Below are 12,172 nucleotides of genomic sequence, written 5' to 3'. Positions count from 1 at the left end.
TGTTAGAACACTGTTACGCACTCACGACCCCACCTGACCAGCATGAACGGGCCGCCTTGTCACCCGTTCGCGCAGCGCGGGAAGGCCGTGGCATGCCCCCAAAGCGGCGTTGGGGGCATGGCCAGCTCTCTGTGGTGTCTTGCGTGCGAGAGATCGCCATCTGTCGACAGATGGCGGGCATGGAGGGGGGCACGTCGGGCTCAGTGGGGGAGGAAAATGTTTCGCGTGCGCTCTGAGTGGCAGATGTGACGAAACGGCTCGGCCGGTTACCGTGGACCCATGGCTAGTGGGTCGGCGACAACGAGACGGAGCAGCGGGAAAAGCGGCGGCAAGGGGCCGGCGCGGAAGCCTCGTACCGCCGCCAAGCCACGGACCGCGGCCAAACCGCGCACGTCGGCGTCCCACGCGCCCGCTCGCCGCCCGGCCCCGCGCCGCAAGCAGGGCACCTTCGGCAAGGCCGTCCGCGGGACCTGGAACCTGCTGGCCAAAGGCCTCGGCAGCGTCGCCCGCACGGTCGGCCGCAGCCGTGAGCTCGAACCCGAACACCGCCGTGACGGCGTCGCGCTGGGGCTCATCGCCGTCGCGCTGATCGTCGCCGTCGGGGTTTGGTGGCGTTCGGCCGGGCCGATCGGTGAAGGGGTCGAGATCGCGACCCGGACCGTGCTCGGTGCGGGCGCGGTCTCGCTGCCGCTGGTGCTGATCGTGGTCGCGGTGGCGCTGATGCGGTCGGAACCGCAGCCCGAGATCCGGCCGCGCATGGTCATCGGCACGCTGCTGGGCACGTTGTCCCTGCTCGGCATGCTGCACATCTTCCTCCGACTGCCCGACACCAATCTCGGCCGGATGTACGCCGGCGGTATCGTCGGCGCGTTCTCCGGCGGCCTGCTGGTCCAGGGGTTCAGCAGCTGGGTCGCGGTGCCGCTGCTGGTGCTGGCGCTCGGCTTCGCGATCCTGGTCTTCACCGGCACCGCGGTCCGCGACATCCCGCACCGCCTGCGCAACTGGGGCCTCGACCCCGACGAGGTCGAAGAGGCCGAGGCGGAGCGTCAGGCGATCCACGACGAGCGTGACGCCGTCACCGAAGCCGATCCCAAGGCCGTCCGCCTGCGTAAACCCGCGCGACGCCGTCAAGCCGCGGAGAACAAGGACGGCGAGCAGCAGGAGCTCGACATCGAGGCCGCGCTCGCCGAACTGCCGACGCCGAACCGCCCACCCCGGGCCAAGCCCGCCGACGTGCCGGAGAAGAAGCCCAAGAAGGCCGAACCACCACTCGCGGTCACCCGCACCGTCGAGGGCGACTACAAGCTCCCGTCGCCGGACCTGCTGACCCTCGGGGACGTCCCGAAGACCCGCAGCAAGGCCAACGACGCCATGATCGAGGCCATAAGCGGCGTGCTCGACCAGTTCAACGTCGACGCGCAGGTCACCGGCTTCACCCGCGGCCCGACGGTCACGCGGTACGAGGTCGAACTCGGGCCCGGCGTGAAGGTCGAGAAGATCACCGCGCTGACCAAGAACATCGCCTACGCCGTGGCCACCGACAACGTCCGGCTGCTCGCGCCGATCCCCGGGAAGTCCGCGGTCGGAATCGAGGTCCCGAACTCCGACCGCGAGATGGTGCGCCTGGGCGACGTCCTGCGCGCGCCGTCGACGGTCAAGGACAACCACCCGATGCTCGTCGGGCTCGGCAAGGACATCGAAGGCCATTTCGTCACCGCGAACCTGACGAAGATGCCGCATCTCCTGGTCGCGGGGTCCACCGGTTCCGGTAAGTCCAGCTTCGTCAACTCGATGCTGGTCTCGCTGCTCGCGCGGGCGACCCCGGACGAGGTCCGGATGATCCTGATCGACCCGAAGATGGTCGAGCTGACGCCGTACGAAGGCATCCCGCACCTGATCACGCCCATCATCACCCAGCCGAAGAAGGCGGCCGCCGCGCTCGCCTGGCTGGTGGAGGAGATGGAGCAGCGCTACCAGGACATGCAGATGAACAAGGTCCGCCACATCGACGACTTCAACAAGAAGGTCAAGTCGGGCGAGATCACCGCGCCGCCCGGCAGCGAACGCGTCTACCGGCCGTACCCGTACATCATGGCGATCGTCGACGAGCTCGCCGACCTGATGATGACCGCGCCGCGGGACGTCGAAGACGCGATCGTCCGGATCACGCAGAAGGCCCGTGCCGCCGGGATCCACCTGGTCCTGGCCACCCAGCGGCCGTCGGTCGACGTCGTCACCGGCCTCATCAAGACCAACGTGCCATCGCGGCTGTCCTTCGCGACCTCGTCGCTGACCGACTCGCGGGTCATCCTCGACCAGCCCGGCGCGGAAAAGCTCATCGGCATGGGCGACGCGCTGTACCTGCCGATGGGTGCCGGGAAGCCGGTCCGCGTCCAGGGCGCGTACGTCAGCGACGAGGAGATCTCCGCGGTCGTCAACTTCGCCAAGGACCAGGCGCAGCCCGAGTATCAGGACGGCGTCACCGCGAAGAAGGCCGGGGAGACCAAGGAGATCGACGCCGACATCGGCGACGACCTCGACGTCCTGCTACAGGCCACCGAACTGATCGTGACCTCCCAGTTCGGGTCGACGTCGATGCTGCAGCGCAAGCTGCGCGTCGGCTTCGCGAAGGCCGGTCGGCTGATGGACCTGCTCGAAAGCCGCGGTGTGGTCGGCCCGTCCGAGGGATCCAAGGCGCGGGACGTCCTGATCAAGCCCGAAGAGCTGGATTCGGTGCTGTACATGATCCGCGGTGGCAGTCCGCCTCCCGAGGACGAAGACGAGTAGAAGTGCGTGCAACGGATTGGGCCGCTCGTTCCGTCTTCCCAGGGTGAACCGGATGAAGCTGCTCGCCCCGCTCTGCGTGCTGCTCGTGCTGGGCTGCGCGCCCGCCCCGGCTCCAGGATCCGCGCCCGCGCTCCCCTCGAGTTCGTCCGCCGTCGCACCGGGAACCGATTTCGCCTTGCCACTGGGCCAAAGCCGCACGGTCGCGGGCATCGACGTCCGCTTCGACTCGGTGCTGTCGGACTCGCGGTGCAAGCCCGGGGTGCAGTGCGTCTGGGAGGGCGACGCCGTCGTCGCGGTGTCGTTGAACGGTGGTGAAGACGGCCGCAAGGGCGCCGAACTGCATTCCAATCACCGGTTCCCGCACATCGCCGACCACGCCGGCCACCGCGTCGAGCTGGTTTCGCTGAACGAGCCCGCCGACGAAATCACCCTGCGCGTGCTGCCGACGGCTTGATCCAAAGTGGACTCGCGCTGAACGGATTGCCCGAAAGGGCGGTTTTGGCGTCGATCGAATACGGGTTTCGGAAAAGCGTGCGCGTGCTCGCCTCCATTGGGCTAACGTCCGCGGGCCGGGAGACAGGGGTTCTCCCGCAGGCGCACGGTGATCACCGGTGTGCCTGTTCATCTGAAAGGAACAGCTTCAGTGGCTTATCAGTACGAGGTTTCGACGTCTTCGAGCATGAGCCCGGCGGCAGCCATCGGCGTCAGCGTCTTCGGACTGGCTGTCGCGGTGCTCCTCATCGCGGCGATGTGGAAGGTGTTCACCAAGGCGGGTAAGCCCGGCTGGGCGGCGATCATCCCGTTCTACAACGCCTACACACTGCTCAAGATCGTCGGCCGTCCAGGCTGGTGGCTCGTGCTGATGTTCATCCCGTTGGTCAACTTCGTGATCGCGATCATCGTCATGATCGACCTGGCGAAGTCGTACGGCAAGGGCGGTCTGTTCGCGTTCTTCGGCTTGATCGTCTTCCCGTACGTCGGTTACTGCATGCTCGGCTTCGGCAAGGCCCGCTACCTCGGCCCGGCCGCCGCCGGCCCCGCGCAGCAGCAGTACAACCAGCCGCAGCAGCCGTACAACCCCCAGCAGTACAACCCCCAGCAGCCGTACCAGGGCTGATAAAGCCGCATCGAGGGACCTTTACTGCCGCGAAACGGCAGTAAAGGTCCCTTGCTCGCGCTAGCTGTTACCGAACTGGCGGACGGCCTGGTAGTACGTCCAGGCGGTGCCCTTGCAGGCGACGTTGCTGCCGCAGATGTTCTTCAGATCGGTGTAGAAGTTGTCGTCGATCGTCTTGCGGTTGGGCTCGGTGAACCGGCTCTGCTTCTTGTAGTTCCGGTAGCCGAAGTCGTGCCGGTAGCAGGCGGGCAGGAAGTTGAACCCGAACGGGTTGTCGGGGGAGTTGGAACAGCCGTCGGAGGACCAGTCCAGCTGGCCGTCGTACGGCTTGGCGTTGCGGGTCTGTACGAAGCTCGAGAGCGACGTGTGGAAGATGTAGGTGTCCGTCACCGCTGGGATGTCGACCGCTTGGGCCGTTCCGGTGCCGGTCACGAGCGCTGCCGCGACGGCGGCGGTGACGACGAATTTCTTGAGCATCGCTCGCATGGAAAATTCCCCTCAGTGAATCGGGTTGGTCAACCCGATCAGCTTCGGTAACTCCGGCCTCCGGCGCCACCGCTAAGCGGGGGACTAGGGGTGAATTCAGGGGGAACCCAAGCCGCCGGCGAGGACAGCGGCGAGCCGGACGTCGTGGCGGGCGAGCCCGAGCAGGTCGAGAACCTCCTGGTCAGCGCCGCCGCCGAGCAGGTAGCCGGCCAGCCGGTCGGCGGCAAGGCGCATCGATATCGCTTGGATCGCGGCGCCGGCTTCGATCAGTCCGAACCGTCCCCCGCGTGGGCCGTATTTGGCGAGCAAGGGCTCGTCGGCGAGTACGAAGACGAGCACGAAATGCGGGGCGGTCGTCGCTTCCGCGCCGAGTACGGGCGCCAGTTCCGGCCAGGGCGGGCACGGCCCGGCGTCCTGCAGCGCGTGCTTGACGGGCTCGTACCGGCACACGCGGCCGTTGAGTTCGTGCGCCACGTTCAGGAGCAGCGGGTAACAGCGCAGCGGGTACAGCCCACCCGCGGACGGGTAGCCCCGGCCGGTTTCGGTGGCCGTGAGCGAGGTCAGGATCCGGCCCAGCGCCTTGGCGCGCAGGGGAACCGGCCCGAACTCGCGGGTGCTGCGCCGCCGCCGGAACAACGTGTCCAGCCGGTCGGCCGAGCGGCGCAGCCCGTGATAGCGGCCGGGCAGTTCGAACGCGTCGAGTTTGTCTTCGACGGGCAGGTATTCGCGCAGGCGTTCGGCCAATCTTCGCTGGGTGAGCGCCGTGGTCCGGCTCGCGGTCCAGAACTCGTCGAACGGGGTGGACATCTTCGCTCCTGGGACTTCGCTGCTGGAACTGTGCTGTGGGAAAAGAGTCAGCCGAGCGGGTGCGGAAACGGGTTGGGGAACGCGCCGGTCGCGGGGAAACGCCGGGCGACCTCCGGGGTGGTCCCGCCGAGATGGGGCCAGCGATGGTCGGCGTGCAGCGGGGTCAGGTCGGGGGAGAGCACCCGCACCGCGCGCAGGCCGACCGCGGTCAGCTCCGGCGTGGTGAGGTCCCGGTAGGCGAGCCGGATCCCGGCCGTGGTCACCGTCGTGACGAGCTCGGTGAGCTCGGCGGCCGCCCCCGAAGCGGGGGAACCTGGTGGCGCACAACCGATTTCGCCGCTGTGCCACGGCAAGACAGCCCAGTCCTCGGGGTGGGTCGTGTAGTAGGCCGCGTGCTGGTCGAAATCGGTGACGTCGTCTGGCCGCAGCACGGTGTCCGGATGTTCGCTGAGCCAGACCTCCAGGAAAACGGTGCCCTGGGTCCATTCCAGCCACGCCTTCTCGACGGCGTCGGCGGTGCGCGCACGGCAGGCCAGCCCCAAAGTCGCGCGCGGTTTGCCGCCCAGTGGCAGCGTTCCGGCCACCGCGATCACCGGATGCGGGCTGTAGGCGGGGGTGATGTCGAACGCCTGGACCTCCCCGCCCAGTCGCCCGACCGGCTCGGCGAACTCCGGCGGCAGCGGGATTCGGCGCGGCGAAAGGGAATGCAGCCAGGCGATGGTCAGCGCATCGCGTTCGACGAGTTCCTGGGTGGCCCGTAGCAGCGCTCTCGTCGTGGACGCGCCCGCCGCCAAACCGGACGACGTCGCCGGCAGGCCGAAGGTGTTCTGGAGACCCACCAAACCTGCGGGCACGAACACTTCGGCGTTGCCTGGCAACGTCCACACAGGAGTGTAGAGAGGCTCGGAATACCCGGCGCTGTACGGAAAATCTGGACTCGCTTGTTGGGACACCGAATGCAGGGTGAATTCGTCGAGCCGCCAGCAGTCGGCGCCTTCCGGCACCGGACCGGCGTCGAGCGGGAAACGCGCGGCCGCATGCCTTTCGAGCGCTTCGGCGACGGCCGCGGTTTTGGCCTGGCCGTTGTCGAGGCTCGCGCCGCCGGAGGTGCCGCCTCGCGCGAACGGCTCGGCGATCGCCGCCCAGCCCGGCACTTCGACGTCGGCCAGGCCCCGCGGGACTTCCCGGAGTTCGGCGACCACGCCCTGACGCCATCCCACCGCCCGCCCGGCGAGAACGGCCGGAACCGAGGTGGTCACCGTGCAACACCCCCGCACAGACGTGCAACACGCCTACGCAGGTGGGACGCTGGGATGTTTCCCGTTGGTGTGGCTGTGTTGCACGTCTGTGCAGCCGTGCGGCGCAAGGCGGTGGTCATTTCGGGCCGTAGCGTGCGTAGACCTTCAGCGGCAGCCAGACCAGCAGGACGAGATAGGCCAGGACGAGCACGAGTAACAGGTAACCGGTGAACAGCGAGAACAGGATCGCGAAGAACTCGACGACTCCGATGGCCGTCCAGAGCACCGCGTGCGCGGCCACGCGACAGGGTGTCCGTGATCCGCCGAGTGCGCTGAGGACACCGCCGGCCATCGCGGTGATCGCGGCGCCCGCCAGCATGACGATGGCGAAGCCGTCAGAGAAGAGCAGGTCCGAAAGTTCCGAATCCGGGACGAACAGCAGGAGCACCAGTACCCAGGGAATCAGCGCCAGCAGGGTCGCCACTGTCTCGCGGCGGCCGCGGGCCACCGGCTTCGGCCGTCGGTTCCGGACATCGTCGATGTAGACCGAAGGCAACGCCACCGAGGCGCTGACGACCGTGACCGCGCAGCAACAGCAGCAACAGCAACAGGTCGGAGTCGCCGCGGTGGCGCTCGTGCGGCCCGGGGTGAAGGCGTCCGGCAGACGGAGTGCGGCGGTCACAGGTCGTCTGCCCAAGGCAGGGTCGCGCGTCCGACCGGTACGAGCGGGCATGGCGCTTCGGCGTCGGCCAGGCTCCGCGGGACTTCCCGGAGTTCGGCCACCGCACCCAGCCGCCGCCCCACGGCACGCTCGGCCAGCGTGGCCGGAATCGAGACAGTCATTTCGGGCCGATCCTTTCGTGGATCTTGCGGGGGAGCCGGAACAGCAGGAAGAGATAAACCGGCACGGTGAAAAAGAACAGGCCGTAAACGTGCAAGGTGGCCAGGACCAAAAGCGACTCCACCACCGCGATGCCCGCCCACAAAACGAAATATCCGGCGGTGTGCCAGGGGGTCCGCGATCCGCCGAGAGCGGCGAGGATCGCGGTGAGCACCGTCGTGACGACTACGGCCAGCACGATGCGTTGGCCACCGGCCGCGAAGAGCCGGTCGGTCGTGCTCGACGGCAGGACGAACGGCAGGATCAGCAGCAGCCAGGGAAGTGCCGCCAGCAGAAGGGCCACGCCGTCCCGGCGATCACGGGACAGCCCGGTGGGCCGCTGCTGCCGGACGTCCTCCATGAACACGGCGGGCAGTACGACCGAAGCGCTGACGGCTGAGATCGCACAGCAGCAACAGCAACAGGTCGGGGTCGCGGCGGCGGCGCTCGTGCGGCCTGGCGTGAAGGCGTCCGGCAGACGCAGTGCGGCGGTCATCGCTCCTCTTCCCAAGGCAGGGTGGCGCGCCCGACCGGTATTCGCGGGCACACCGGGCAGTCCGCGGCGGGCAGTACATCCTCGGCGGTGGCGGTGAATTCGTCGAGCCGGTAGCTGACGACCCGTTCCAGCAGGGCCAGCGATCCGGCGCCGATCCGGCTGATCGCGTGGACGGCGAGTGCGACCGGTAACCCGGGCGCGTCGGCGGCTCCCGGTGCCGCGGGTTGCGGTGGATCACCCCAGCGCCGCGCGGCGCGAACGCTCATGCAAGCGAGGCAAGCGGTGCCGCCCGGCACCACGAGCGGTCCGAGCGACGCCGTGTGGTGATAGGCGAGGTCCAGCAGCAGCTGCGGTCCGTCGAGTTCCCCGGCGAGTGCGGCCAGTTCGCGCAAGGTCGCCGTCGTCCTGACGACCAGGGTCAGCTCGGGATCGGTCACCGGCGGGAACGCCTTGAACAGTGCGTCGGTCAGCGTTTCTGTTGCGGTACCGGCGATCCGTACGCCGACGGCGAGTGTCCGTGGCCGTCGCGGCGTCGGCAGCACAGCGGGGCGTACCGCACCGAGAGCGCGAAGCTGGGGGAGGACCAGCCGTACCCCCGCCGGCTGGTCCTCCGGTTCCATGGGGGCCGACGCCGGTTCGAACAGCGCGGCCAGCGCACGCGCGTGCGCCGCGGGCACGTCCGGAATCAGGTAGTTGAGGTCTGCCCCGGCGTAGACCACCAGTCCCTCGTCGGCGACCTGGGCGCGCCACGCGGGATCGGCGATCACCGCTGTCACGGTGAGTCCTCTTCGGTGAGGGATTCGCCTTCGAGATAGCGGTGGACGGTCTCTTCGTCCACCACACCGGTGCCTTCGCCGGCCCCCTCGACCAGCGAAGGCACCGGAGCTTTCGCCCAGACGGGTTCACTGCCGTCGTCGGGCAGGAGACCGTGGCGGTCCGCGAACCGTTCCGCCGCGTCCCGGATCGACTCCCGCAGCGCGCCGAGCACGACGCCTTCCGCGGTTTCGGTGAGCCCGAGCAGCAGCCCGCGGACGTGGTCGAGTTGCTCGTCCGCCGTGGCGTCGTCGGCGATCGTCGGCCACAGGTGGCGTTCGAACACGTCGACGAAGTCCGCTGCGATGGCGTCGGTGGCGATGCGGACCTTGGCGAACTGGTCGAGCACCTCGTCCGGCGGGACGTTCAGGCCGACGATGCCGACACCGCTCTGCCACGCCCATCGGCGGCTGTGCGGCCGTCCCCGCCGCCACTTCAAGAGGCCGAGAGCACCGGCGCGGCGCAGCAGGCCGAAGCGCAGTTCGCGCATCGGCGCCACCTTGCCGAGTTCGCGCAGTGGAATGGGCACCCAGTCGTCCGGCCCCGCCGAACCGCTCAGCCCGAGCACCGCGGCGACGCTGGCACCCTGGTCCCGCGCGGCGATCAGTTCGGCGATGGCCGGGAGCGAGAAGCCCCGGCTCTGCAGGCGCTGGACGACCCGGAGCCGCTCCACGTGAGTGGCGTTGTAATGCGCTGTCCGGCCGTGGCGCTGGGGCGCGTGGAGAAGCCCCTTTGTCTGGTACATGCGGATCGTGCTGGTCGGCAGGTCGACCTCGGCGGCGAGCTGTTCGACCGTGAGTTTTTCAATGCGCACAGGGTGACCCTGCCCGCTTAGATTACTCTAGTCAAGACTATTCGAGTAATTGCTCGAATAGTCTTGATGTCAAAGCTCGAGCAGCATCCGGCTGTTGCCCAGCGTGTTCGGCTTCGCGTACGGCAGGTCCAGGAACTCCGCGACGCCGGTGTCCAGCGACCGCCGCATCTCCTCGTAGACCTCCTGCGACACCGGCGTCCCGTCGATCTCGACGAACCCGTGCCCGGAGAAGAAGTGCGTCTCGAAGGTCAGCACGAAGATCCGCTGCAACCCGAGCTCACGGGCCAGCGACACGAGCTTCCCCACCAGCGCGTGCCCGATCCCCTTGCCCCGGGCGCGCTTGTCGACCGCCACCGTCCTGATCTCCGCCAGGTCCTCCCACAGGACGTGCAGCGCGCCGCAGCCCATGACCTCGCCCTCGGACTCGGCCACCCAGAACTCCTGCATGTCCTCGTACAGGGTGACGAGTTCCTTCTCCAGGAGCACTCGGCCGGCATCGGAATCGACAAGCGCCTTGATCTTGCGGACGTCGGCGACACGGGCACGGCGTACGGACAGCTCGGCGGAATCAGAGGTCACGGATCCAACCTACTGAGGTGGTCGGCTGGGGTGATCGGGGTGGCCAGCTACCCTAAGCCATGTGCCTTCCTCCACCACCGAGTCATCCGGTAGCCGTCGCGTCTCGCTGCTGACCTTGGGCTGCGCCCGCAACGAAGTCGACTCCGAGGAGCTCGCCGGCCGGCTGGCCGCCGGTGGATGGGAGCTGGCCGCGGACCCTGACGAGTCCGATGTGGTGGTCGTGAACACCTGCGGCTTCGTCGAGTCCGCCAAGAAGGACTCCGTCGACATGCTGCTCGCGGCGTCCGACACGGGCGCCAAAGTGGTCGCGGTCGGCTGCATGGCGGAGCGCTACGGCAAGGAGCTGGCTTCAAGCCTGCCCGAGGCCGACGCCGTCCTCGGCTTCGATCACTACGCCGACCTGTCCGACCGTCTCGACGACGTCGTGGCGGGCAAGGCCATCGAGTCCCACACCCCGGGCGACCGCCGCAAGCTGCTCCCGATCAGCCCGGTCCAGCGCGGCGCGGCCACGGCCGGCGTCGAGGTCCCCGGGCACGCCCAGCACGGCTGGGGCCCGCGCGTCCTGCGTACCCGGCTCGACGATTCCCCGGTCGCCGCGCTGAAGATCGCCTCGGGCTGCGACAGGCGCTGTTCGTTCTGCGCGATCCCGTCGTTCCGCGGTTCGTTCGTCTCGCGGCAGCCGGACGAGATCGTCTCCGAGGCCATGTGGCTGGCCGAGCACGGTGTCAAGGAAGTCTTCCTGGTCAGCGAGAACTCCACTTCGTACGGCAAGGACTTCGGCCGTGACGGCGCCCGCGCGCTGGAGCAGCTCATCCCGCGCCTCGCCGCGGTCGAGGGCATCGAGCGTGTGCGCGTCTCGTACCTGCAGCCCGCCGAAACCCGTCCCGGCCTGGTGGAGGTCATCGCGACCACGCCCGGTGTCGCGGACTACTTCGACCTGTCGTTCCAGCACTCCAGTGAGACCGTGCTCCGCCGCATGCGCCGGTTCGGCTCCACGGACTCGTTCCTCGCGCTGACCGAGCAGATCCGGCAGTTTTCCCCCGAAGCGGGGATCCGCACCAACGTCATCGTCGGGTTCCCCGGCGAGACCGAGCACGACCTCGCCGAGCTGGAGCGCTTCCTCATCGGCGCCCGCATGGACGCCGTCGGCGTGTTCGGCTATTCCGACGAGGACGGCACCGAGGCCGAGACCTTCGAGGACAAGCTGGACGAAGACGTCGTGAACCAGCGTGTTTCGCGGATTTCCAGCCTCGTCGAGGAACTCACCACGCAGCGCGCCGAGGACCGCATCGGCACCTTCGTGAACGTGCTGGTCGAGGACGACGGTGACGAGCCGACGGGCCGCGCCGCGCACCAGGCCCCCGAGGTCGACGGCGAGTGCATCCTCGTCGACGCGGACGGCTGCAAGATCGGCGAGTTCCTGCGCTGCGAGGTCATCGACTCGGCCGGGGTGGACCTGATCGTCCGGCCCGTGGAGCCGTCACTGGACGCCGACCGGTGAGTGCCGCCACCAGCGACGCGGCGGCCGGTGAGGGCTCGGATCCGGTAGGCAAGGCGGTTCCCGCCCAGGTCCCGGTGCCGACCGAAGTACCGACGCTGAACCTCGCGAACCTGCTGACGATGTCGCGGCTGGCGATGGTTCCGCTCTTCATCGCGGCGCTGTTCGCCGGTGACGGTTCCGACACTTTCTGGCGTTCCATCGCCACCGCGCTGTTCGCGATCGCGTCGTTCACCGACCAGGTGGATGGCTGGGTGGCGCGCAAGTACGGCCTGATCACCGACTTCGGCAAGATCGCCGATCCGATCGCGGACAAGGCGCTCATCGGCGCCGCGCTGATCGGGCTGAGCGCACTCGGCGAGCTCAGCTGGTGGGTGACGATCGTGATCGCCGTCCGCGAGATCGGCGTGACAGTGCTGCGGTTCTGGGTGATCCGCCACGGCGTGATCCCGGCCAGCCGCGGCGGCAAGGCCAAGACGCTGACGCAGATCGCGGCGATCACCGCGTACCTGCTGCCGCTGCCCGAGTCCGTGGAGATCGTCCGCTGGGTCCTGATGGGCCTCGCGATCGTCCTCACCGTGGTCACCGGGCTGGACTACGTCGTCAGGGCGGTCAAACTGCGCGCGGCCGGCCTGCGGGCCGCGTCGGGGAGCTGAG

The 12,172-nt window shown here is 68.6% G+C and carries 14 protein-coding genes; 5 read left to right on the top strand and 9 right to left on the bottom strand.

The features are described 5' to 3' along the window. Nucleotides 1-279: 279 nt before the first annotated feature. The 3 genes from VGP60_RS38855 (at nt 280) to VGP60_RS38845 (ending at nt 3,904) form a co-directional block, all read left to right on the top strand. On the top strand, nt 280-2,787 hold the full coding sequence (locus VGP60_RS38855) for a DNA translocase FtsK 4TM domain-containing protein (RefSeq protein ID WP_327553219.1): 2,508 nt from the start codon (nt 280-282) through the stop codon (nt 2,785-2,787). Nucleotides 2,788-2,839: 52 nt separating this feature from the next. Continuing rightward, nucleotides 2,840-3,241, top strand: a complete 402-nt coding sequence (locus VGP60_RS38850; RefSeq protein WP_327553218.1) for a hypothetical protein — start codon at nt 2,840-2,842, stop codon at nt 3,239-3,241. 189 nt (nt 3,242-3,430) lie between these two features. Beyond that, nucleotides 3,431-3,904, top strand: a complete 474-nt coding sequence (locus VGP60_RS38845; protein ID WP_327553217.1) for a DUF5684 domain-containing protein — start codon at nt 3,431-3,433, stop codon at nt 3,902-3,904. Between the two features lie 60 nt (nt 3,905-3,964). Here the strand turns inward: VGP60_RS38845 and VGP60_RS38840 are convergent, their stop codons facing one another. The 9 genes from VGP60_RS38840 to VGP60_RS38800 all read right to left on the bottom strand — a co-directional run bounded on the left by VGP60_RS38840 (nt 3,965) and on the right by VGP60_RS38800 (nt 10,017). Further along, nucleotides 3,965-4,390 carry a phospholipase gene (locus VGP60_RS38840; RefSeq protein WP_327553216.1) on the bottom strand — a complete coding sequence of 142 codons (426 nt, stop codon included), beginning with the start codon at nt 4,388-4,390 and terminating at the stop codon, nt 3,965-3,967. Nucleotides 4,391-4,486: 96 nt separating this feature from the next. Continuing rightward, on the bottom strand, nt 4,487-5,197 hold the full coding sequence (locus tag VGP60_RS38835) for a SagB/ThcOx family dehydrogenase (protein WP_327553215.1): 711 nt from the start codon (nt 5,195-5,197) through the stop codon (nt 4,487-4,489). 47 nt (nt 5,198-5,244) lie between these two features. Beyond that, nucleotides 5,245-6,456, bottom strand: coding sequence for a YcaO-like family protein (locus tag VGP60_RS38830; protein ID WP_327553214.1), 1,212 nt, complete (start codon nt 6,454-6,456; stop codon nt 5,245-5,247). 115 nt (nt 6,457-6,571) lie between these two features. Beyond that, entirely contained in the window at nt 6,572-7,117 is a 546-nt protein-coding gene (locus VGP60_RS38825) for a hypothetical protein (protein ID WP_327553213.1), read from the bottom strand. Next, nucleotides 7,114-7,278 carry a hypothetical protein gene (locus VGP60_RS38820; RefSeq protein WP_327553212.1) on the bottom strand — a complete coding sequence of 55 codons (165 nt, stop codon included), beginning with the start codon at nt 7,276-7,278 and terminating at the stop codon, nt 7,114-7,116. The genes VGP60_RS38825 and VGP60_RS38820 overlap by 4 nt, the downstream gene beginning before the upstream one ends. After that, on the bottom strand, nt 7,275-7,811 hold the full coding sequence (locus VGP60_RS38815) for a hypothetical protein (protein ID WP_327553211.1): 537 nt from the start codon (nt 7,809-7,811) through the stop codon (nt 7,275-7,277). Before VGP60_RS38815 ends, VGP60_RS38820 begins: the two co-directional genes overlap by 4 nt. Beyond that, nucleotides 7,808-8,587, bottom strand: a complete 780-nt coding sequence (locus tag VGP60_RS38810; RefSeq protein ID WP_327553210.1) for a hypothetical protein — start codon at nt 8,585-8,587, stop codon at nt 7,808-7,810. Before VGP60_RS38810 ends, VGP60_RS38815 begins: the two co-directional genes overlap by 4 nt. Beyond that, a complete protein-coding gene (locus VGP60_RS38805; protein ID WP_327553209.1) occupies nt 8,584-9,438 on the bottom strand; it encodes a MerR family transcriptional regulator in 855 nt (284 codons plus the stop codon). The genes VGP60_RS38810 and VGP60_RS38805 overlap by 4 nt, the downstream gene beginning before the upstream one ends. A 69-nt stretch (nt 9,439-9,507) precedes the next feature. After that, nucleotides 9,508-10,017 carry an amino-acid N-acetyltransferase gene (locus VGP60_RS38800; RefSeq protein ID WP_327553208.1) on the bottom strand — a complete coding sequence of 170 codons (510 nt, stop codon included), beginning with the start codon at nt 10,015-10,017 and terminating at the stop codon, nt 9,508-9,510. Between the two features lie 61 nt (nt 10,018-10,078). On the opposite strand from VGP60_RS38800, the gene rimO reads away from it, so the two are divergent. Then, on the top strand, nt 10,079-11,518 hold the full coding sequence (gene rimO / locus VGP60_RS38795; RefSeq protein WP_327553207.1) for a 30S ribosomal protein S12 methylthiotransferase RimO: 1,440 nt from the start codon (nt 10,079-10,081) through the stop codon (nt 11,516-11,518). Then, entirely contained in the window at nt 11,515-12,171 is a 657-nt protein-coding gene (gene pgsA, locus VGP60_RS38790) for a CDP-diacylglycerol--glycerol-3-phosphate 3-phosphatidyltransferase (RefSeq protein ID WP_327553206.1), read from the top strand. The genes rimO and pgsA overlap by 4 nt, the downstream gene beginning before the upstream one ends. The last annotated feature ends 1 nt before the right edge of the window (nt 12,172 follow it).

The organism is Amycolatopsis sp., assembly GCF_036008905.1.
Taxonomy (GTDB): Bacteria; Actinomycetota; Actinomycetes; order Mycobacteriales; family Pseudonocardiaceae; genus Amycolatopsis.
This window is presented reverse-complemented; position numbering and strand designations above follow the sequence as displayed.